The organism is Bacillus sp. CH30_1T (assembly GCF_008364765.1).
GTDB lineage: Bacteria > Bacillota > Bacilli > Bacillales > Bacillaceae_B > Rossellomorea.
Map to the genome: position 1 here is coordinate 1 of NZ_VTUY01000008.1, position 21,916 is coordinate 21,916.

At 43.1% G+C, this 21,916-nt stretch carries 13 protein-coding genes, 21 tRNA genes and 2 rRNA genes; 34 read left to right on the forward strand and 2 right to left on the reverse strand.

Annotated features, from left to right (window positions below; translation table 11 throughout):
- The 28 genes from F0342_RS16710 to F0342_RS16845 form a co-directional block, all read left to right on the forward strand.
- A 23S ribosomal RNA gene (locus tag F0342_RS16710) occupies window positions 1–366 on the forward strand; the annotation flags it as partial.
- 173 nt (window positions 367–539) lie between these two features.
- A 5S ribosomal RNA gene (gene rrf, locus F0342_RS16715) occupies window positions 540–656 on the forward strand.
- 10 nt (window positions 657–666) lie between these two features.
- Window positions 667–742, forward strand: a tRNA-Val gene (locus F0342_RS16720).
- A 116-nt stretch (window positions 743–858) separates the two neighbouring features.
- Window positions 859–934, forward strand: a tRNA-Thr gene (locus F0342_RS16725).
- 29 nt (window positions 935–963) lie between these two features.
- A tRNA-Lys gene (locus F0342_RS16730) sits at window positions 964–1,039 on the forward strand.
- A 35-nt stretch (window positions 1,040–1,074) separates the two neighbouring features.
- Window positions 1,075–1,159, forward strand: a tRNA-Leu gene (locus F0342_RS16735).
- A gap of 8 nt (window positions 1,160–1,167) precedes the next feature.
- A tRNA-Gly gene (locus F0342_RS16740) sits at window positions 1,168–1,242 on the forward strand.
- A 9-nt stretch (window positions 1,243–1,251) separates the two neighbouring features.
- A tRNA-Leu gene (locus tag F0342_RS16745) sits at window positions 1,252–1,340 on the forward strand.
- Between the two features lie 70 nt (window positions 1,341–1,410).
- Window positions 1,411–1,487 (forward strand) — tRNA-Arg (locus F0342_RS16750).
- 6 nt (window positions 1,488–1,493) lie between these two features.
- Window positions 1,494–1,570 (forward strand) — tRNA-Pro (locus F0342_RS16755).
- Between the two features lie 8 nt (window positions 1,571–1,578).
- Window positions 1,579–1,654: transfer RNA gene (locus tag F0342_RS16760), tRNA-Ala, on the forward strand.
- Between the two features lie 81 nt (window positions 1,655–1,735).
- Window positions 1,736–1,812, forward strand: a tRNA-Met gene (locus tag F0342_RS16765).
- 4 nt (window positions 1,813–1,816) lie between these two features.
- Window positions 1,817–1,893: transfer RNA gene (locus F0342_RS16770), tRNA-Ile, on the forward strand.
- A gap of 16 nt (window positions 1,894–1,909) precedes the next feature.
- Window positions 1,910–2,002 (forward strand) — tRNA-Ser (locus F0342_RS16775).
- Between the two features lie 36 nt (window positions 2,003–2,038).
- Window positions 2,039–2,112 (forward strand) — tRNA-Met (locus F0342_RS16780).
- Window positions 2,113–2,327: 215 nt separating this feature from the next.
- Window positions 2,328–2,404, forward strand: a tRNA-Asp gene (locus tag F0342_RS16785).
- Between the two features lie 51 nt (window positions 2,405–2,455).
- A tRNA-Phe gene (locus F0342_RS16790) sits at window positions 2,456–2,531 on the forward strand.
- A 22-nt stretch (window positions 2,532–2,553) separates the two neighbouring features.
- A tRNA-His gene (locus F0342_RS16795) sits at window positions 2,554–2,629 on the forward strand.
- Window positions 2,630–2,649: 20 nt separating this feature from the next.
- Window positions 2,650–2,723, forward strand: a tRNA-Gly gene (locus F0342_RS16800).
- Window positions 2,724–2,738: 15 nt separating this feature from the next.
- Window positions 2,739–2,815: transfer RNA gene (locus tag F0342_RS16805), tRNA-Ile, on the forward strand.
- 9 nt (window positions 2,816–2,824) lie between these two features.
- Window positions 2,825–2,899: transfer RNA gene (locus F0342_RS16810), tRNA-Asn, on the forward strand.
- A 7-nt stretch (window positions 2,900–2,906) separates the two neighbouring features.
- Window positions 2,907–2,997, forward strand: a tRNA-Ser gene (locus F0342_RS16815).
- Between the two features lie 6 nt (window positions 2,998–3,003).
- Window positions 3,004–3,075: transfer RNA gene (locus F0342_RS16820), tRNA-Glu, on the forward strand.
- A 744-nt stretch (window positions 3,076–3,819) separates the two neighbouring features.
- Window positions 3,820–5,757 carry a 1,4-alpha-glucan branching enzyme gene (gene glgB / locus F0342_RS16825; protein ID WP_316252622.1) on the forward strand — a complete coding sequence of 646 codons (1,938 nt, stop codon included), beginning with the start codon at window positions 3,820–3,822 and terminating at the stop codon, window positions 5,755–5,757.
- A 16-nt stretch (window positions 5,758–5,773) separates the two neighbouring features.
- Window positions 5,774–6,931: a glucose-1-phosphate adenylyltransferase gene (locus F0342_RS16830; protein WP_149157022.1), complete on the forward strand. Its 1,158-nt coding sequence runs from the start codon at window positions 5,774–5,776 to the stop codon at window positions 6,929–6,931.
- A gap of 40 nt (window positions 6,932–6,971) precedes the next feature.
- Window positions 6,972–8,000 carry a GlgC family sugar phosphate nucleotidyltransferase gene (locus F0342_RS16835; RefSeq protein ID WP_149157023.1) on the forward strand — a complete coding sequence of 343 codons (1,029 nt, stop codon included), beginning with the start codon at window positions 6,972–6,974 and terminating at the stop codon, window positions 7,998–8,000.
- Window positions 7,997–9,442, forward strand: coding sequence for a glycogen synthase GlgA (gene glgA, locus F0342_RS16840; protein WP_149157024.1), 1,446 nt, complete (start codon window positions 7,997–7,999; stop codon window positions 9,440–9,442). The genes F0342_RS16835 and glgA overlap by 4 nt, the downstream gene beginning before the upstream one ends.
- Window positions 9,432–11,837 carry a glycogen/starch/alpha-glucan phosphorylase gene (locus tag F0342_RS16845; RefSeq protein WP_149157025.1) on the forward strand — a complete coding sequence of 802 codons (2,406 nt, stop codon included), beginning with the start codon at window positions 9,432–9,434 and terminating at the stop codon, window positions 11,835–11,837. Before glgA ends, F0342_RS16845 begins: the two co-directional genes overlap by 11 nt.
- Before the next feature lie 38 nt (window positions 11,838–11,875).
- Here the strand turns inward: F0342_RS16845 and F0342_RS16850 are convergent, their stop codons facing one another.
- Both F0342_RS16850 and F0342_RS16855 read right to left on the reverse strand, forming a co-directional pair.
- Window positions 11,876–12,640 carry a TraR/DksA C4-type zinc finger protein gene (locus tag F0342_RS16850; RefSeq protein ID WP_395940697.1) on the reverse strand — a complete coding sequence of 255 codons (765 nt, stop codon included), beginning with the start codon at window positions 12,638–12,640 and terminating at the stop codon, window positions 11,876–11,878.
- 511 nt (window positions 12,641–13,151) lie between these two features.
- Window positions 13,152–14,075: a 1,4-dihydroxy-2-naphthoate polyprenyltransferase gene (locus F0342_RS16855; protein WP_149157027.1), complete on the reverse strand. Its 924-nt coding sequence runs from the start codon at window positions 14,073–14,075 to the stop codon at window positions 13,152–13,154.
- 302 nt (window positions 14,076–14,377) lie between these two features.
- Here F0342_RS16855 and F0342_RS16860 point away from each other — a divergent pair, with 302 nt between their 5' ends.
- The 6 genes from F0342_RS16860 to menC all read left to right on the forward strand — a co-directional run bounded on the left by F0342_RS16860 (window position 14,378) and on the right by menC (window position 21,842).
- The gene (locus tag F0342_RS16860) at window positions 14,378–15,787 is read left to right on the forward strand and encodes an isochorismate synthase (protein WP_262481781.1); all 1,410 of its coding nucleotides are present in this window, start codon (window positions 14,378–14,380) and stop codon (window positions 15,785–15,787) included.
- Window positions 15,780–17,522 carry a 2-succinyl-5-enolpyruvyl-6-hydroxy-3-cyclohexene-1-carboxylic-acid synthase gene (menD, locus tag F0342_RS16865; RefSeq protein WP_149157028.1) on the forward strand — a complete coding sequence of 581 codons (1,743 nt, stop codon included), beginning with the start codon at window positions 15,780–15,782 and terminating at the stop codon, window positions 17,520–17,522. The genes F0342_RS16860 and menD overlap by 8 nt, the downstream gene beginning before the upstream one ends.
- Entirely contained in the window at window positions 17,519–18,328 is an 810-nt protein-coding gene (gene menH, locus F0342_RS16870; protein ID WP_149157029.1) for a 2-succinyl-6-hydroxy-2,4-cyclohexadiene-1-carboxylate synthase, read from the forward strand. Before menD ends, menH begins: the two co-directional genes overlap by 4 nt.
- Before the next feature lie 15 nt (window positions 18,329–18,343).
- The gene (gene menB / locus F0342_RS16875; protein WP_044340358.1) at window positions 18,344–19,162 is read left to right on the forward strand and encodes a 1,4-dihydroxy-2-naphthoyl-CoA synthase; all 819 of its coding nucleotides are present in this window, start codon (window positions 18,344–18,346) and stop codon (window positions 19,160–19,162) included.
- Between the two features lie 93 nt (window positions 19,163–19,255).
- On the forward strand, window positions 19,256–20,746 hold the full coding sequence (locus F0342_RS16880) for an o-succinylbenzoate--CoA ligase (RefSeq protein ID WP_149157030.1): 1,491 nt from the start codon (window positions 19,256–19,258) through the stop codon (window positions 20,744–20,746).
- The gene (menC, locus tag F0342_RS16885; protein WP_149157236.1) at window positions 20,736–21,842 is read left to right on the forward strand and encodes an o-succinylbenzoate synthase; all 1,107 of its coding nucleotides are present in this window, start codon (window positions 20,736–20,738) and stop codon (window positions 21,840–21,842) included. Before F0342_RS16880 ends, menC begins: the two co-directional genes overlap by 11 nt.
- Window positions 21,843–21,916: the final 74 nt, after the last annotated feature.

Genomic DNA, 21,916 nt, shown 5'->3' on the forward strand with positions numbered 1-21,916 from the left:
CGGTCCCAAGGGTTGGGCTGTTCGCCCATTAAAGCGGTACGCGAGCTGGGTTCAGAACGTCGTGAGACAGTTCGGTCCCTATCCGTCGTGGGCGCAGGAAATTTGAGAGGAGCTGTCCTTAGTACGAGAGGACCGGGATGGACGCACCGCTGGTGTACCAGTTGTCTTGCCAAAGGCATCGCTGGGTAGCTATGTGCGGAAGGGATAAGTGCTGAAAGCATCTAAGCATGAAGCCCCCCTCGAGATGAGATTTCCCATCACGTATGTGAGTAAGATCCCTAGAAGATGACTAGGTAGATAGGTCAGAGATGGAAGCATGGCGACATGTGGAGTTGACTGATACTAATCGATCGAGGACTTAACCACAAAGAGTCATTTTTTAAATGAACGATAATTGGTCGGTATTCGGCTTTCTTGACATCAATTCTTTATCTAGTTTTCAGGGAATAAATTTTATACGGAATTATAAAAAAAGCCTTGAAAAAATATATCTACACGATATAATAGTACTTGTCCTTGAAAAAGAGACAAGAAAATAGTCTGGTGACAATGGCGAAGAGGTCACACCCGTTCCCATGCCGAACACGGAAGTTAAGCTCTTCAGCGCCGATGGTAGTTGGGGGATCTCCCCCTGTGAGAGTAGGACGTCGCCAGGCTTTATATTTTGGAGGATTAGCTCAGCTGGGAGAGCATCTGCCTTACAAGCAGAGGGTCGGCGGTTCGATCCCGTCATCCTCCACCAAGTTTTTTTACGAAAGTAAAATAAACTTCATTTTATTTTTGCACCAGCAAAATATCTTTCCTTGAACTGCTTCTGTGAAGTAACTTTCCATTAAGACTTCATATGAAAGTGAATATGCCGGTGTAGCTCAACTGGTAGAGCAACTGACTTGTAATCAGTAGGTTGGGGGTTCAAGTCCTCTTGCCGGCACCATTTCGGTTTTAAATATCATCTTTTCAGATGAGCCATTAGCTCAGTTGGTAGAGCATCTGACTTTTAATCAGAGGGTCGAAGGTTCGAGTCCTTCATGGCTCACCATAGATTTTTGCATAAGCAGAATATCTTACCATCATGCGGGTGTGGCGGAATTGGCAGACGCACCAGACTTAGGATCTGGCGCCGCAAGGCGTGGGGGTTCAAGTCCCTTCACCCGCACCATTCATTTTGCGGAAGTAGTTCAGTGGTAGAACACCACCTTGCCAAGGTGGGGGTCGCGGGTTCGAATCCCGTCTTCCGCTCCAGAAGACTTTGCCGGGGTGGCGGAACTGGCAGACGCACAGGACTTAAAATCCTGCGGTAGGTGACTACCGTACCGGTTCGATTCCGGTCCTCGGCACCAAGATTTTTTGCGAGAGCAAAATAATCTTCCTTAATTTGCTTAAGCAAATAAGGAGCAATAATAGAATTATGCGCCCGTAGCTCAATTGGATAGAGCGTTTGACTACGGATCAAAAGGTTAGGGGTTCGACTCCTCTCGGGCGCGCCATATTATCGGGAAGTAGCTCAGCTTGGTAGAGCACTTGGTTTGGGACCAAGGGGTCGCAGGTTCGAATCCTGTCTTCCCGACCACCTTATTTGGGGCCTTAGCTCAGCTGGGAGAGCGCCTGCTTTGCACGCAGGAGGTCAGCGGTTCGATCCCGCTAGGCTCCACCAAGTTCTTTTGCTAAAGCAAAAGAAACTTAAGTGATATTTGAGAAATCCATTTATCAATTATTTTGATATTAAATGTATCTTGGCGGTGTAGCTCAGCTGGCTAGAGCGTACGGTTCATACCCGTGAGGTCGGGGGTTCGATCCCCTCCGCCGCTACCAAAAGGGACCTTTAGCTCAGTTGGTTAGAGCAGACGGCTCATAACCGTCCGGTCGTAGGTTCGAGTCCTACAAGGTCCACCAAGTACCATTTCAATACGGAGGAATACCCAAGTCCGGCTGAAGGGATCGGTCTTGAAAACCGACAGGGGTGTCATAGCCCGCGGGGGTTCGAATCCCCCTTCCTCCTCCATATTTCCTTTTATGGGAAATTTCATATTTATATCGTCGCGGGGTGGAGCAGTTCGGTAGCTCGTCGGGCTCATAACCCGAAGGTCGCAGGTTCAAATCCTGTCCCCGCAATACCATTGTTGACTTAGGATAGGATAATTCTTGATGAGTCACGCATGGATAGTTATTTTCGCTGTCGCGAGGTAATGATAGCTATTTTGCTATCGCAAGTAATGAAAGTTATTTTGCTATCGCAAGTAATGAAAGTTATTTTGCTATCGCAAGTAATGAAAGTTATTTTGCTGACGCAAGGTAATGATAGCTATTTTGCTATCGCAAAAAGCTTTGGTCCGGTAGTTCAGTTGGTTAGAATGCCTGCCTGTCACGCAGGAGGTCGCGGGTTCGAGTCCCGTCCGGACCGCCATTTTCTTTTGATAAAATTATGGTTCATAATTAAATATTTTACTCTAAGTAAGGCTCAGTAGCTCAGTTGGTAGAGCAATGGACTGAAAATCCATGTGTCGGCGGTTCGATTCCGTCCTGAGCCACCATTTTCTATTTGAAGACACTATGGCGATTGTGGCGAAGTGGTTAACGCACCTGATTGTGGTTCAGGCATTCGTGGGTTCGATTCCCATCAGTCGCCCCATATTTTCTTATATAAATTGTGCGGGTGTAGTTTAGTGGTAAAACCTCAGCCTTCCAAGCTGATGATGAGGGTTCGATTCCCTTCACCCGCTCCAATTATTACTCTTAATGGGCCTATAGCTCAGCTGGTTAGAGCGCACGCCTGATAAGCGTGAGGTCGGTGGTTCGAGTCCACTTAGGCCCACCATTTCATTATTCCGCAGTAGCTCAGTGGTAGAGCTATCGGCTGTTAACCGATCGGTCGCAAGTTCGAATCTTGCCTGCGGAGCCAATAATACGGGGAAGTACTCAAGTGGCTGAAGAGGCGCCCCTGCTAAGGGTGTAGGTCGGGCAACCGGCGCGAGGGTTCAAATCCCTCCTTCTCCGCCATATTATGGCCCATTGGTCAAGCGGTTAAGACACCGCCCTTTCACGGCGGTAACACGGGTTCGAATCCCGTATGGGTCATCTAAAAAAAGACTATCATTTTTGATAGTCTTTTTTTGTTGTACAAAGTTGTACAAAGTAGAAAATGGTGGTCATTTTATTAAAAATAGAATAAAAACATGACTAAATAAAGAGATTTAATTGAATATGGAGCCAGATCTGCACTAAAATATGCGGTTTTACATGAGAAAATGCTTCTACTTCTGTACGAGGGATATATTATCGACATTCATCATTATACTTTCAACTTGCCCTTGTTTATTATCAACTTCAGCACTATACTTTTCATCTCAATTTTTCAATATAATATGTGAGGATTTGAGTAAACATTCATTCAGTTGTCATTGAAGAGTAAAAAGCAGCAATCACCTCGTAATCTCTCCATTAATCGTCTCCAGGTATTTACTAACCCCCAACCGCCTACAAAGATTACACTATGCATGATTTCTCCTTAGCTACCCGTTATGATTCATTAGAACAAGTTCATTCACCCTAAGCATTCAGCTTGCATATTTATCATCCATTACTAATTCCTCCTCAATTCGACATCGCCATGCTCCTCACAACCAGCTAATAGCGATACAAAATACCGGAATCCTTCTGCATTTCCAGCAAATTTCACTTTTTATAATATTAAAAATTTCGACAAATTTCGCTATAAATTCAACACGTTTCCCCTATGTTCTTCCAATGTAAACCTTACCATTTAGTAAGACTTTCCAAAAGTGAACCATTTTATCATAAGCATGTAGGAAATTGTCGTAATTGAGCGACGATAATAAAGAGGATTTTGATGAAGTTGAAAGAAATGTAGTAAGTAGATTGAAAAATGTAGGTGAGATGATGAACGCAATGACCATTTCAGATTATGATGTTTTTTTGTTTCATGAGGGAAATTTGCAGCAGGCCTATCAGTTTATGGGTTCACATGTGAGAAGAGATTCCACTGGGGCCTATACAGAATTTTGCGTTTGGGCACCGAAAGCAAGACATGTTTCAGTGGTTGGATCTTTTAATCATTGGAATGGAGCCGGGTATGAACTTGCACGGCGGAATAACGAAGGTTTATGGACAATTCGCATTGATGAGGATCTATCGGGAGAAACGTATAAGTACGAGATTATCACTCTATCAGGTTTAAAGAAGCTGAAGGCGGATCCATACGGTTTTGCTTCTGAGAAGCGTCCAAATACTGCAAGTGTGGTGTATGAGCTGCAGGGATTTTCTTGGGGGGATGAGAAGTGGCTGGAGAATCGAGCCAGTTCGACGGTCTATGACAAGCCTATGGCGATTTATGAAGTACATTTGGGCACATGGAAGAAGAAAGCGGGGAAGTTTCTTTCTTATAAGGAATTAGCTCAGCAATTAATTCCTCATGTGAAAGAACAAGGATTTACACATATTGAGTTGCTGCCTGTCACGGAGCATCCGTTTGATCGTTCTTGGGGGTATCAGGGTACTGGTTATTATTCTCCGACTAGTCGCTACGGCTCACCTCATGAATTGATGGCGTTCGTGAATGAATGTCATTTACATAATATCGGCGTGATTCTGGATTGGGTCCCGGGTCATTTTTGTAAAGATGCCCACGGGTTATATGAATTTGATGGTTCGTTTGCTTTTGAGTATGGAGAGGAACGTGACCGTGAGAATTATACGTGGGGAACGGCAAATTTTGATTTAGGTAAAGGGGAAGTGAGAAGCTTCCTGATTTCGAATGCACGTTTCTGGATGGATCTGTATCATATTGATGGATTCCGGATTGATGCAGTGGCCAATATTATTTACTGGGCAAACCAGGGAGAGCTCGCTCCTAATGAGGGAGCCTTACAGTTTTTAAAAAACTTGAATAAGGCCGTTTTTGAGTATGACTCTTCTATTTTGATGATAGCAGAGGATTCTACAGACTGGCCTCAGGTGACGTCCCCTGTTCATTATGGAGGGCTTGGCTTTAATTATAAGTGGAATATGGGATGGATGAATGACGTCCTTAAATATATGGAAACAGATACCTCTGAAAGAAGGCATGTACATTCTCTTATAACATTTTCATTGTTATATGCGTATTCAGAGAATTATGTGCTTCCATTTTCCCATGACGAAGTGGTACATGGGAAGAAGTCATTATTGAATAAAATGCCTGGTGATTACTGGCAGAAATTTGCTCAATACCGGCTGCTCCTGAGCTATATGATGGCTCATCCAGGGAAGAAGCTTCTGTTTATGGGGAGTGAACTTGCCCCGTTTTCAGAGTGGAAGGATTTAGAGCAATTAGATTGGCATTTATTGGATTACGATTTTCATCACAAATTCAATTCATATTTTAAAGAGCTTATGCATTTATATAAAGGTGCTGAACCATTATTCCAAATGGATCACCGTTCAGAAGGATTTGAATGGGTGGATGTGGATAATAGTGAGCAGCAGATATTCTCTTTTATCAGAAATGGGAAAGAGAAGGGGGATCATCTTGTAGTGATCTGTAATTTCAGCCCTCATGTGTATCATCATTATAAGGTGGGTGTAAATAAGGTTTCATCTTATGAAGAAATTTGGAATAGCGATGATGAACGATTTGGTGGTTCTCATCAGGTGAATCCGTTGCCTCTTATTGTGCACAATGAGTCGTACCACGGAAGAGATGGATATGTGGAAATGACGATTCCACCATACGCAGCCGTTTATTTAAAACCAATAGATTGAAAGGGGAGAGAAAAGGATGGGAAAAGGTAGATGTGTAGCGATGTTATTAGCAGGTGGAAAAGGGAGCCGGTTAAGCTCATTGACGAAGAGCCTGGCAAAACCAGCTGTACCGTTTGGAGGGAAATACCGCATCATTGATTTCACATTGAGCAATTGTACAAACTCCGGGATTGATACGGTAGGTGTCCTTACTCAGTACCAACCATTAGTATTGAATTCTTATATCGGGATTGGAAGTGCATGGGATCTTGATCGTAAAAATGGTGGAGTGACCGTACTGCCGCCTTATGCGGAATCATCTGAGATGCGCTGGTATACGGGAACGGCCAGTGCAATCTATCAAAATATGAATTATCTTGAGCAATATGATCCTGAATATGTATTGATTCTATCGGGAGATCACATTTACAAGATGGATTACAGCAAAATGCTGGATTATCACATTGAGAAGAAAGCGGATGTCTCGATTTCTGTGATTGAAGTAGGCTGGGATGAGGCAAGCAGGTTCGGTCTTATGAACACGAATGAAGAAATGAGAATCACGGAGTTTGAGGAAAAACCGGCTTTTCCTAAGAGTAATCTAGCTTCGATGGGTATCTATATCTTCAACTATTCAGTGCTTAAAGATTACTTGGAGATGGATGAGCGAAATCCCGATTCCAGCCATGACTTTGGCAAGGATGTTATCCCTTTGCTGCTTGATGAGAAGAAAAAGCTGATGGCTTATCCGTTTAAAGGGTACTGGAAAGATGTCGGGACGGTTAAGAGCCTATGGGAAGCCAATATGGACTTGATTGATGAGGAAAATGAGCTGAATCTGTTCGATCACGACTGGAGAGTGTATTCAGTAAATCCAAATGAGCCGCCACAATATATTTCTGAAGAAGCCTCTGTTGAGGGATCTCTTGTGAACGAAGGATGTACGATTGAGGGTACCATCCGCAAATCCGTCCTGTTCCAAGGAACCACAGTGAAAAAGGGAGCGTATGTCAGTCGCTCAGTCATTATGCCGGATGCTGTCATTGGGGAAAATGCCTATATCGAGCAGGCGATCGTACCGTCGAATGTCAAGGTGCCGAGCGGTCTATGCATCATGCCCGAAGAAGAATCGGATGAAATCATCTTGGTAACGGAATCATTCATTGAAACACTACTGGAACAAGAAAAAGTGTAAAGGTTGAAGAACACATTACAACATAAGAGGAGGAAGTGTTTTGAAAAATACTATGCTTGGAGTTATTGATGCTACTAGTTACTATGATTCGTTAGAGGATTTACTGTTACATCGTTCATTAGCAGCCCTTCCGATTGCGGGCAGATACCGCTTGATCGACTTTGTACTCTCCAATATGGTGAATTCAGATATTGGTTCCGTTGCGATCTTCCCTAAGTTTCAATACCGTTCCCTTATGGACCACCTTGGATCGGGGAAGAACTGGGATCTGAACCGAAAGCGTGATGGCTTGTTCTTCTTCCCGGCACCAGGCTTGGAAGCAAGTGAAGAGGGTGTGGGGGCATTTAATCACTTCGCACATCACCTGGACTATTTTAATCGAAGTACACAGGAATACGCGTTGATCAGCAATTGCTTTACGTTATGTAATATTGACTACCAACCGGTCCTGGAGCGCCATATAAGAATCGGCTGTGATATAACGGAAATGCGTCATAACGGAAACTCTTTAGACATGTACTTGGTGAAAACGAAAACGCTTATTGATTTGATCCAGAAACGACGTGAAACAGGCTATACATGTATGCAGGATGTCGTAGAGGACATGGATAGCGGCTTTAAGGTGTGCGGCTATGAGCATGATGGATTTGTTCAAACGATTGATTGCATTGAAGAATACTATGATGCCAGCATGAAGCTAAGGAACTTATCTTATTGGAAAGAGCTGTTCAAGAAAGATATGCCAATCTATACAAAGGTGAAGGATGAGCCGCCTACACGCTATACATCAGCTGCAAGTGTGAAAAATAGCATCATCGCCAATGGATGCTTCATTGAAGGCCAAGTGAAGAATTCTACGATGTTCAGAGCGGTCAAGGTTGGAAAAAACACAACGATTTCGGGCAGCATCATTATGCAGAAGAGCCAAATTGGAGATAACTGTGTACTAGAGAATGTGATCTTAGATAAAGATGTGAAAATTGAGGATGGAGTAAAGCTTATCGGAGATCCAAACAACCCAATAGTCATTCGCAAAGGGATGATTCAAGGAGCGCTGATGAATTCGTGAAAGTGTTATTTGTAGTATCCGAGTGTGTCCCTTTTATTAAATCTGGAGGCTTAGCGGACGTTGCAGGTGCCCTGCCTAAGGAGTTAAGAAGTTTAGGGACGGATGTCAGGGTGATTCTGCCTAAATACGGTGGAATCCCTCATGAGTTTCGTTCAAAGATGAAACGAAAGAAAGAGTTTTTCGTGTCAGTCGGTTGGCGAAATCAGTATTGTGGTATTGAAGAGTACAATGAAAATGGAGTAACGTATTATTTTATCGACAATGAATATTATTTTAATCGTGATCGTCTATACGGTTATTTTGATGATGGGGAGCGATTCGCGTACTTTACAAGAGCCGTATTGGAAAGTATCGCTGTTCTTGATTTTTATCCAGATGTGATTCATTGTCATGACTGGCACACTGGCATGGTTCCGTTCTTATTGAGAAGCGAGTATCAGGAGAGACCGGGCTATTCATTTATCCGTAGCGTGTTCACGATTCATAATCTTCAATTTCAGGGAATTTACCCTAAACAGGTGGTGACTGACTTGTTAGGCATCCCCGAGAGGTATTTTCATCATGAATACCTAGAGTTTTATGGAAATATCAATTTCATGAAAGGTGCGCTCATTTCTTCGGATTTTGTCACAACTGTGAGTCCTACATATAAAGAGGAAATCCTCACGCCTTATTATGGAGAAAAGCTTCATAATATCCTTGGTCAACGGTATAACCAATTATTGGGTATCCTGAATGGGATCGATGATGAAGTGTACAATCCTGATGAGGGAGAGTTTCCTTATTTCAGCGGTAACCTTCATGGAAAGAAGCAGGCAAAGCGCCATCTGCAAAAAAGCCTGGGACTGGAGGAGAATGAAGGTATCCCTCTTGTATCCATCATTTCAAGGTTAACGAACCAAAAGGGGCTTGAACTGGTCAGAGGCGTCTTTCATGAAATGATCCAGGAAAATGTTCAGTTTGTTCTGTTGGGAACAGGGGATTGGGAGTTTGAACAGTTCTTCAGGGAGATGGAATGGACGTATCCTGATAAGGTCAGAGTGCAAATCGGATTTAATGAGGAACTGGCAAAACAGATCTATTCTGCCAGTGATTTATTCCTGATGCCTTCTAAGTTCGAGCCGTGTGGACTGGGTCAATTAATTGCCATGAGATATGGAGCCCTTCCACTTGTCCGGGAGACCGGTGGATTGAACGATACAGTTGAATCCTATAATGAAGAAACGAAGACAGGAAACGGTTTTTCGTTTAAGAACTTTAATGCTCACGATATGCTCTACACTTATCGAAGAGCTCTATCGTATTTCTACGAAGATCCGGAAACATGGAATCATATTGTACGAACTGCAATGAATAAAGATTATAGTTGGGCCCAATCGGCCTTTAAGTATAATCAACTATATGCTGACCTGGTATCAAGGAGTGAAAGCCATGTTTTCTGATCCAATTGAATTTAAAGAAATGTTTCTGAAGAAGCTTGAAATGATGTATGGAAAGACGTTTCCTGAATCCACCAGTCAGGATCAGTTTTTTACATTGGGTCATCTTATACGGGAATACATCTCGATGAACTGGATTCATACGAATGAGCAGTACCGGTTCAGTAAACAAAAGCAGGTGTATTACTTGTCGATTGAATTTCTCCTGGGACGCCTGCTTCGCCAGAACCTGATGAATTTAGGAATCTACGATATTGTGGATAAGGGATTGAAGGACCTGGGAATAGACCTTGCTGAAATGGAAGAGGTTGAGCACGATGCGGGACTCGGAAACGGTGGTCTGGGTCGCTTGGCTGCATGTTTCCTGGACTCACTGGCTTCTCTTAATTTACCTGGTCATGGCTATGGGATCCGCTACAAGCATGGATTGTTTGAACAAAAGATTGTCAACGGTTTTCAGATGGAGCTTCCGGAGCAGTGGCTGCGTCATGGACATGTATGGGAAGTTCGAAAGTCAGATCTTACCGTCGAAGTTCCTTTCTGGGGTAAGGTGGAGTCCTATACAGAAAATGATGTATTGAAGTTTCGCCATGTGGATGCAGAAGTAGTAGCCGCCGTTCCTTATGATATGCCTATTGTGGGATATGAAACGTCGACGGTCAATACTTTACGATTATGGAGTGCTGAACCTGCTGCCTATAAAGCCGGTAAAGATATGATGAAGTATAAGCGTGATACTGAAGCGATCACCGAATTTCTTTATCCTGACGATACCCATGAAGAAGGGAAAATCCTGCGTCTTAAACAGCAATATTTCTTGGTATCAGCAAGCATCCGTTCAATTCTTGATTCCTATCTTTATAGAAATGGGGACCTGAAGGAACTGCATGAGAATATATCAATCCATATCAATGATACTCATCCTGTCCTCGCGATACCAGAACTGATGAGGGTCCTTCTTGATGAATACTCCTTTGAATGGGAAGAAGCGTGGAAAATCACGACGAATACATTTGCCTATACGAATCATACGACTCTATCAGAAGCATTGGAAAGATGGCCGATCCGTATTTTCCAACCCCTGCTCCCCCGCATCCATATGATCGTGAATGAGATCAACGAGCGATTCTGTCAGGAGTTGTGGAAGGAGTATCCCGGTGATTGGAAGCGGATAGAGGATATGGCGATCATCTCCCATGATGAAGTGAAAATGGCTCACCTGGCGATTGTAGGAAGCTTTAGTGTGAACGGAGTGGCAAAGATTCATACTGAAATCTTAAAGCTAAGAGAAATGAACTTATTCTATCAATATTATCCTGATAAATTTAATAGTAAGACAAATGGCATTACACATAGAAGATGGCTGCTGAATAGCAATCCGTCCCTGTCGAATCTGATATCTTCTTCCATCGGGGATGGGTGGATTAAAGATCCCAGTAAGTTAGCGGACTTGAAAAAGTATCATCATGATACGGCGTTTCTTAAGGACCTGTATGATGTAAAACAGGAAAATAAACAGAAGCTCGCAGATCGAATATTTGAAAGTAATGGAATCAACGTCGATCCTACTTCGATATTTGACATTCAAGTGAAGCGGCTACATGCGTATAAACGACAGTTGATGAATGTTTTACACATTCTTCACCTATATAATCGCTGTGTGGAAGATCCAAGCTTTGATTTTCATCCGCGAACGTTTATTTTTGGAGCAAAAGCATCCCCGGGTTACTATTATGCGAAGAAAATCATTAAGTTGATTCATTCTGTAGCGGATCTGGTGAATGACCACCCGCTTGTAAAAGGGCGGATTAAAGTCATATTCCTGGAAAATTACCGGGTTTCATTAGCTGAAGAAATCATTCCAGCAGCTGATCTGTCAGAACAGATATCCACAGCCAGCAAGGAAGCCTCCGGTACTGGAAATATGAAATTCATGATGAACGGAGCCTTGACCATTGGAACATTGGACGGGGCGAATATTGAGATTCTTGAGCAAGTAGGAAAAGAAAATATTTTTATATTTGGTTTAACGGCGGATGAAGTGATGAAATATCAGCATCACGGTGGATATTATGCAATGGAGTATTTTCACTATGATACCCGCATTAAGAGGGTGTTGAATCAATTGATTGACGATACACTTCCTGATGCTGGTGACCATTTTGAAACCATTTATGACTCTTTATTAACCGAGAACGATCAATTCTTTGTTCTGAAGGATTTCGACTCCTATGTCAGGGCTCAAGAACAAGCAGGAAAAGCGTATGAAAATAAAGAGCATTGGTCACGAATGTGCTTGCAGAATATCGCTAACTCCGGCTACTTCTCGAGTGACCGGACGATTGAGCAGTATGCTAAGGACATATGGGGCATCGCACAGGGCAGTTTAATAAAGTAGAAAAAAGCTTGGGGAAAAGTTTCCCCAAGCTTTTTAAATTATTTCTTCTTCTTATCAGAAATATAACTGTCGCCATCTTTATACGGAATGTCACCTATTGTGGATTCCATATTGTTTTCATCCAGCATATCCTCGTATTCTTCATGGGTTTTCGAAGGATATGCTTTGCGGTTGGAGCCTTCCATGTCGGTTCCGACAAAGGACTCGAAATCCTCGGTAAATCCTTCTGATGTGTCTTCATCCTGATACAATCCCGAATAATCTTCATAATCACCTTCGAAGTCAGAAGGGGTTTCGGATGTACCGAAACGGCCTACTTCCTGAAAGCTGTCTTGATCATCCCGGACATTTCCGTCTGTTTCGTGCCTGAATTCATTATCAACAGGCGGCTGCAGCACATCTTCCTCTACGGGTCTATCCTGAGGTGTCGATTGTTCCGGTGAATGATCTTTACAATAAAGTGTCGTTGGAATGACTTCCAAACGTTCATAAGGAATTTCCTGACCACACTCTTTACATTGTCCATAAGTTCCTTGTTCGATCGCCTGCAGGGCGTTGTGAATTTTATTTAGTTCCAGTTTGGCGTGATCATCTATGGCGAAATCCTTCTCCCGTTCATATAACTCGGTTCCCATGTCGGCAGGATGATTATCGTAAAGGGAGAGTTCGCCTGAGTTATCACGTTCATTTGTATGGTGAAGATTATCTAAATCCTGATGTAAATGTTCTTGTAACTGTTTTTCCTGTTGAACCAATTCTTGTTTTAGTGTCTGTTTTTGGCTGTGTGTTAGCAATTTCTTCACATCCTTCATTATGTTCGCTTAAATAATGTACTAACCATACTTTATCCGAAAGTGGGGATGTTAAAACATAAAAGGTTGTTTTCATAAACTATGTTGCTTTTTCAATTAGCGAGCGGTAGTTGATTTCCGCTCCAGATGCTCGCTTTCCGCGGGGCGTGAGTTGAGCCTCCTCGGGCTTTGCCCTGCGGGGTCTCAACTTTCCCGCTATTCCCGCAGGAGTCGAGCAACTTCCGCTCCAATCAACTTTCTATGCATAAGCCCTACTTTAATTATTAAAATCACCATATATTTTAAAAAACTACATTTTTCAATGTGTATAGTGGTCAATTTTAGTGATGGAAGTATTTTTCTTACATTGTTTTGTGTCGCTGTTTAGTTCTGGCACTCAATCGACTCTCTCAAACCGCTACTGTTTTTATAAGATTTAGCACATTCAGGAATATAACAAGCACTGTAAAACGAGCATATAAAAAAAGAGTCGAACCCTAAATGAAGAGTCGACTCACGTTTTTTAAAGCATATATGCAAGTAAAAGTCCAATGGATAGCAGGAATCCAAAGATGGTGTTCGTTTGTGCGGTGGCTTTCATAGCGGGCATCATTTCAATCGGCTGTGATTTTCCGATGAATCCTGTCGTGGCCTTGACGGCTTTCGGGATGCTAAGAAAGGCAACGACCAGCCAAGGTGATGAAACGCCAGCAAGGACCAGCCCGATTATCCAGCCATAGGATACGACAAACATGCCGCCCAAAAGGATAATTGCTCCTTTTCTTCCTAAAAGAATGGCAATGGTTTTTCGACCGTTTTCTTTATCCCCGTCCAGGTCGCGGATGTTGTTAGCCAGAAGTATGGCGCCGACTAAAATGGATACGGGAACGGATAATAGGATGCTGTCGCCATTGATATATCCAGTTTGAATGTAAAACGATATGAGAATGATCACAAGTCCCATAAAGAATCCTGCGACGATTTCTCCAAAAGGTGTGTAAGCAATTGGCATAGGTCCTCCAGTATAAAAGTACCCCGCAGCCATGCACACTATACCTATGAGTGCCAGCCACCATGTGCTATAAAGACATATATAAATTCCTAATAAAAGTGCAATTCCGTACAGTGAAAAGGCGAGGTTTATGACCGTGGAGGGTTTGACTCCGTTCCGGACAATTGCTCCCCCGATACCGACAGAATTCTCTGTATCCAGGCCTCGCTTATAGTCATAATACTCGTTGAACATATTGGTAGCAGCCTGGATAAGCAAACATGCAATAAGCATGGCGGCAAATAATGATACGCTTACCGTAGTAAATTGCAGTGCAAGAACAGTGCCTAGTAAAACAGGTACAAATGCTGCTGTTAGAGTGTGTGGCCTTGTAAGTTGCCACCAGATTTTCCACCCTTTATCTGATTCCAAAACATTGGATGCTTGTTGTTCCATCATACTCTCTCCCTTACGCAATAAGGAATTTTCAGAAAACATTACAATTCCTTTACAGATTAAAGTGTAGGTAAAGGGAAGAGGACTGTCAATCATTTTCTCAAAATCCGTGAAGGTGCTATTTTCCAGTAATTGAGTACTTTTACAACGCTTTTGGTTTCTCAAAAGGGGAAAAAGGGTTTATTATATATAATAAGGATAAAAATTGTATCATGTCTTAAACTTCGTTGACACACCTTAAAGACAGGTGTATCTTAAAATAAGTTTGAATATCGTACGTGATTTTGTTTGGGGGAATTCAATTGGTTACCATTCATAAAACCAAAATTGAAAAAGCATATGATACAGCCAAAATGAAGGCTAAACAAATACATCACCCCGTCCTTCTCAGCATAGTGGAGGAAGTAGATGCAGTGGATCCTCTTTCTTTTTATTATGGAGGAAGCTCTTTTATCGGAGAGCGTTTTTTATGGAAGGACCGTGATCATACCATCTCGCTGGTAGGGCTTGGAGCAGCTCATATCATGTCTGCAAATGATATAAATGACCGATTTTTTACGGTTGAGAAAGAGTGGAAGCGCTTAATTGAAGATTCAGTGATTGTGACCGGGGAAGAATGGACAGGCACAGGACCTTTGTTATTTGGGGGCTTTAGCTTTGATCCGCTTAATGATATCGGAGAAGAGTGGGAGCAATTCTCGAACGGTACGTTTCAATTACCAATATTTATGCTGACAAAGCCGGGGAAAACCAATTATTTAACGATGAATTTCATTTGCCATCCGGAAGAGTCGGAAGAAAGTTTATTCCATGACCTTTTCAGGATCAAAGAAGAGCTTCTTGAAAACGCGGGGATGCCAATTATACCTGAACAGCCCCGATGGCTGCAAAACAGGGATATGAAGCCTCAAGAATGGAAGGATTCTGTTCAAAATGTGGTGAATCGTTTAAAACAGGGTGAGATGGATAAGGTAGTGCTTGCCAGAAAATGTGAAGTGGCGTTTGATACGCAAGTGTCATCTGACTTTGTATTGGATAATTTGTGGAAGCAGCAGCCGGATAGCTTTGTTTTCAGTTTTGAAAGGGAAGAAAGCTGTTTTATTGGAGCCACACCTGAACGACTTGTCAAGAAAACAGGAGATGATGTTCTTTCCACCTGTTTAGCAGGATCCATTGCACGAGGGGATACGTTGGAAAACGATGAGAAACTGGGAAGGGAGCTCCTTCAGGATGAGAAGAACCGTTACGAGCATCAGCTTGTTGTTGATAGCATCCATGACGCTCTTGCATCTTACTGTAAGTCGTTGACGATTCCAACATCGCCTCAATTGATGAAGCTGAAAGACATTCAGCATTTATATACTCCTGTCACTGGACAGGCATCTGAACATACATCCCTTTTGGAATTGGTGGGGAAATTACACCCGACTCCTGCATTAGGTGGAGTTCCCAGGGATAAAGCATTGCACGTAATCAGGCAAGAGGAAGAAATGGATCGCGGATTATATGCAGGTCCCGTAGGCTGGATCGATGCCTATGGAAATGGTGAGTATGCCGTTGCCCTTCGCTCAGGTCTCCTTCAGGGAGACAAGGCCTATTTATATGCAGGGTGTGGAATTGTGGCAGATTCCGAACCTGAAAGTGAATTTAAAGAAACACAAATGAAATTTCGACCGATGCTAAGAGCATTAGGGGGAAACGTATATGATTGATGAACATCAGCAGAAGTTAACTCATTATTTAGTGGCATTTATTGAAGAATTGGTTGGAAATGGAGTAGACGAAGTAGTCATTAGCCCTGGCTCTCGTTCTACTCCTTTGGCTTTGTTATTCGCCCATCATCCTGAAGTGAAAACGTACATTAATGTAGATGAACGTTCTGCTGCTTTCTTTGCTCTAGGCATTGCGAAAGCAAAGAAAAAGCCGGTCGCCATCCTCTGTACATCCGGAACGGCAGCAGCCAATTATTATCCAGCGATTATTGAAGCACGCTACGCGAAAGTGCCATTGCTCGTGCTGACGGCTGATCGTCCCCATGAGCTGCGGGAGGTAGGTGCCCCGCAAGCAATTGATCAGCTGGATCTATATGGAAAACATGTGAAATGGACAGTAGACATGGCACTGCCGGAAAATAGTCCGTCCATGCTTGAATATGCAAGATCTTCAGCATCCAGAGGAATAGGACTTTCATTAGGAGAACCGAAAGGACCCGTTCACTTTAACTTTCCAATTAGAGAACCGTTAATTCCTGATTTAAAGAACGTTTCTTATCCAACAGGTTCAAAAGTAAAAAGGGTACTTCACGGAGATAGGACCCTCTCTCCCGCTGTCTCTCAAGAGCTTCAAGGGATACTCCGAACTAAAGAGAGAGGTTTGATAATTTGCGGACCGGGCCTCAATCATGATTCGATTAACTCCATCGTTGAATTTAGCGAGCAATTCGGTTTTCCAATCGCAGCAGACCCCCTCTCCCAAATGAGGAGCGGTTCTCATTCAAAGGCACATATTATCGATACCTATGATACGTTCCTGAAGATTGATGAAGTAAAGGAGAGCCTGCATCCTGAAATCGTGATTCGTTTCGGAGCCATGCCTGTTTCAAAACCTCTCACGTTGTTTCTAAAAAGTCTTTCAGGAATCCCATACTGGATCGTGAGTCCGGGTGAAGAGTGGCAGGATCCCATATCGAAAGGGACGGAATACATCTATTGTGATGAGGGCCTATTCTGTCAAAGCATGATCAATGAAGCGAGTCGTGATGGTTCTAATGAATGGTTCTATCACTGGAAGAATGTGAATCATTCCACAAAGGAACTGCTTCTTAAAGGTCATCAGACGTGGGATGAAGGGATGGCAGTAAGTGAACTTATTCAACAATTGCCAGAAATGTCGAATGTATTTGTCAGCAACAGCATGCCGATACGGGACATCGATACGTTTTTCTTTAGTAATGATCGGTCAATCAGTATCTATGCCAATCGGGGAGCGAACGGAATTGACGGCGTGGTGTCGACAGCACTTGGGATGAGCACCTGCTCAGATTCCATGTATCTATTAATAGGTGATCTTGCTTTCTTCCACGATTTAAACGGCCTCCTCGTTGGGAAAAAATATAAGCTGAATCTGACCATAGTGGTCCTTAATAATAATGGTGGGGGAATCTTTTCCTACCTTCCGCAAGCGAGTGAAGGTGAATACTTTGAAGATCTGTTCGGCACGCCGATGGATCTGGATTTTTCCCATGCTGCCAAGCTTTACGAAACCGGTTATTTCCGAGTGGAATCAGAAGAAGAATTTGCACTTGCTGTAACGGAAGCACAGCACAGAAATGGCTTGAAAATCATTGAAGTGATGACGAACCGTGAAGAAAATGTAGCAAATCATCGTAATTTGTGGGATTTTGTTTCCCGGGAAATGATGAAGAAGTATAAGGGTGAAAATCATTGATTCTTCAGGTGAAAGATATTCACTATTTTGTAGAAGTTAAAGGAGAAGGAGAGCCTCTGGTTTTTCTTCATGGTTTTACCGGGGATACGACGACATGGTCAAAAATCACCGATCAGTTATCTACTGCGTATAGGTGCATAAGCATTGATTTGATTGGTCATGGCCGCACAGAATCCCCTGAAGACCCATCAAGATATACAATGGATCATGTATCAAATGATCTTGATTCCATTTTGTCTGCACTTGAAGTAGACCAGGCAATCTTGATCGGCTATTCCATGGGAGGTCGGACGGCCCTTCACTTCACTATGATGTATCCTCAAAAAGTGAAGAGTTTGATTCTTGAAAGTGCTTCTCCCGGGTTGAAAACGAGTGAAGAAAGAGTGGAACGGCGGAAAAAAGACCATGCGTTAGCCGACAGGATCATGAGAGAAGGAATGGAAGCCTTTGTCGACTTTTGGGAGGAGATCCCTTTATTTGCTTCTCAAAAAAGACTTACTGAAGATGAGCGTGCCGAGATTCGTAAGCAGCGCCTTGCTCAGTCTCCTTTAGGCTTATCCAATAGCTTAAAAGGAATGGGGACAGGGGCTCAAGCCTCATGGTGGGACAAGCTGGGTGAGCTCTCTATTCCAGTCCATTTACTTGTAGGTGAGCTGGATCAAAAGTTTGTTTATATTGCGGAAGAAATGAAAAAACTCAATCCAGACTTTCAAATCATGACAATTTATAACACAGGTCATGCAATTCATGTGGAAGAACCGCGAAAGTTTGGTACAATAATAGAGGATCTACTGTTAACTACATAAAGGAGGAACAAACCAATGGCTTTTGAATGGGTTTCAGAAAGAAACTACGAAGATATTTTGTACGAAACATACAATGGGATCGCAAAAATCACGATCAATCGACCAGAAGTTCGCAACGCTTTTCGTCCTAAAACTGTAATGGAATTAATCGATGCATTTGCTTATGCACGTGACGATTCCAAAGTCGGTGTCATCGTTTTAACAGGTGCTGGAGAAAAGGCATTCTGTTCAGGGGGAGACCAAAGAGTACGAGGACATGGCGGATACGTCGGGGAAGATGAAATTCCGCGACTGAATGTACTGGACTTACAGCGTCTGATTAGAGTGATTCCTAAGCCGGTCATCGCAATGGTAGCAGGTTATGCCATCGGAGGAGGACATGTTCTTCACGTCGTATGTGATATTACGATTGCTGCTGACAATGCAATCTTCGGACAAACTGGTCCTAAGGTAGGAAGTTTCGACGCAGGATACGGTGCAGGATATCTTGCACGCATCGTCGGTCACAAGAAAGCAAAAGAAATCTGGTACCTGTGCCGTCAGTATAACGCACAAGAAGCGCTTGAAATGGGTCTTGTCAATACAGTCGTTCCATATGAGCAGCTTGAAGCGGAAACGGTTCAGTGGGCATCAGAAATGCTTGAAAAAAGTCCGACTGCCCTTCGTTTCTTAAAAGCTTCATTCAACGCAGATACAGATGGATTAGCGGGTCTGCAACAACTTGCAGGAGACGCTACACTTCTATACTACACAACGGAAGAAGCCAAGGAAGGCCGCGACGCATTTAAAGAAAAGCGTAAACCGGACTTTGGACAATTCCCTCGTTTCCCTTGATCTAAGGTGGCCTGATGAATCTTTGCGGATTCGTCAGGCTTTTTTTATAAAGGCTATAAAGAGCATAAACAAGAAAGGAATGGGAATGACAGGATGACTACACAGCAACTGCCTAATTGGCTAAAACAAAGAGCGTTCTTAACCCCTGATCGGATGGCAATAAGTAATGGTGATGTGGAGTATACCTTCGGAGAGCTCTGGGGAAAATCTATTCATATCGGTGAGCAGCTTCATACCATAGTGAAATCTTCTGCACATCCTTTTGTGGGACTCATGATTAAAAATAAAGTGGAATCTGTGTTGGTCATTCATGCTATTCAACAACTTGGATTCACGACTGTACTATTAAACAACAAACTGAGTTCGAATGAATTATCTTTTCAAGTACAGGACATGGAGTTATCGACGGTCATATATGACGATGAGTTTGAGGGGAAGCTGTCTTTTCTAGGGGAAGACGTTGATGGAATTCCATTCTCTCAGTTGCTGCAAACAGCCCCAACAAGCTTTAAAGTAAAGGATTATTTTCAGTTAGACCAAGCTTGCTCGGTTATGTACACATCAGGAACGACCGGAGCCCCCAAAGGAGTTCTTCAATCGTATGGTAACCATTGGTGGAGTGCCATTGGATCTTCTTTGAATCTCGGAATAAGTGAAAATGATGCCTGGCTTTGCTCGGTTCCTCTCTTTCATATAAGCGGATATTCGATCCTTATGAGAAGTGTGATTTATGGAATGAAGGTACGACTGGTTGAAACTTTTGATGTGAAAGGGATTAATCAGGAGCTTGAAAGTGGAAGGGTCACGATCATGTCGGTTGTAAGCAATATGCTTCAGCGGTTGTTGAATGACATGGGCCACAGAACGTATCATCCGGATTTCCGCTGTATGCTGTTAGGTGGCGGACCTGCACCACTTCCATTACTTCAGGCTTGTAAGGAAAAAGGAGTGCCCGTTTTTCAGACATATGGAATGACGGAAACGGCTTCTCAAATCGTGACGTTATCACCTGAATACAGTATGACGAAGCTGGGTTCAGCGGGGAAACCACTCTTTCCTTCCGAATTAAGAATCAAGAATGAAAAGGGAGAAGCAAAAGCAAATCAAGAGGGTGAAATTTTGGTAAAAGGCCCGAATGTAACGAACGGGTATTACCGAAGAGAGGAAGCCAATGCAAAAAGTTTTAAAGATGACTGGTTCCATACAGGGGATATCGGTTATGTAGATGAAGAGGGATTCTTATTTGTATTGGACCGGCGATCAGACCTCATCATTTCAGGGGGAGAAAATGTGTATCCTGCGGAAATTGAAAGTGTGCTGTTAGGCTGTGACGGGGTAGAGGATGCCGGGGTGGTTGGGATTCCAAATGACACATGGGGGCAAATTCCCTGTGCGTTTATCGTTAAGAAAGAGCGTCTTACAAAAGAAGAGATCTTAAATTACTGCAGCGATAATCTGGCATCATATAAACAGCCGAAAAAAATAATCTTTGTAGATGAGTTACCACGAAATGCCTCGAACAAACTGCTGAGAAGAGTGCTCAGAGATCAGTGGGAAAAAGGACTGTATGTCGATGAAGATTAAATCCATTACGCTTCACATCATATCGATGCCATTGAAAAAGTCATTTGTGACACATCTGCAAACCGTTGAAAAACGGGAAGGGATCGTAGTTGAGGTTCAAGATGCCGACGGATTGATTGGATTGGGAGAAGGGGTTGCTTTTTCCACACCGTGGTATACAGAAGAAACCGTGAAAACATCCTATCATATGCTCAAAGATGTATTGATTCCTTTAATGAACAGTAACCCGTTTAAACACCCTAAAGAAATCGGAAAAAGATTCAAAGCTGTAAGGGGAAATGCTATGGCGAAGGCTGCACTTGAAATGGCTTTATGGGATCTCTATGCCAGACAGCATAACGTTCCTCTCTCGGAGATGATAGGGGGGACGCGTTCTGAAATTCTTGCAGGGGCAGTCGTAGGTGCCAATTCCTTGAACGAAATGATCAAGCAGGCAGGCGAACTAGTGGAAGAAGGGTATCAACGCATAAAGCTGAAAATCTCTCCTGGAGCGGATATAGAGATTGTAAAAGAATTGCGTGACCATTTTCCTTCGCTTTCTCTTCTGGCAGATGCGAACTCAGCTTATTCCCTTGAAGACAAAATCGGGCTTCAAGCACTGGATGAGTTTGGGCTGGAGATGATCGAACAGCCTTTGGGAGTTGACGATTTAGTGGAACACTCACTTTTGCAAAAAGAGTTGTCGACTCCGATTTGTTTGGATGAAAGCATCGTAACCCCTCATGATATGAAGAGCGCCATCTATTTAAATAGCTGCGGAGTGGTCAATATCAAGCTTGGCAGAGTCGGTGGTTACACAAGCGCTTTGGAAATCTACCGGTTGTGCCAGGAGAATCACATCAAAGTATGGTGCGGAGGCATGATCGAGTTTGGGGTTTCCCGGGCACATAATCTGACTCTTGCCACTCTCGAGGGGTTCTCGATTCCCGGGGATATTTCCTCCTCCTCGAAATATTGGGAAGAAGATATCATTACTTCTCCCATCGTCGTGAAAAATGGTGTTGTGGAACGTTTAGATGGTCCTGGGATAGGTGTGGAGTTGAATAGAAAACGGTTAAGTAGTGTGACAATCGGTAAAGAAATGTTTAACCAGTAATTACCCCCAATCAAAAAAATATAAATCGAACGAACAAATAAGCAGGTTCTGTCCGAGGGCCTGCTTATTTGTTC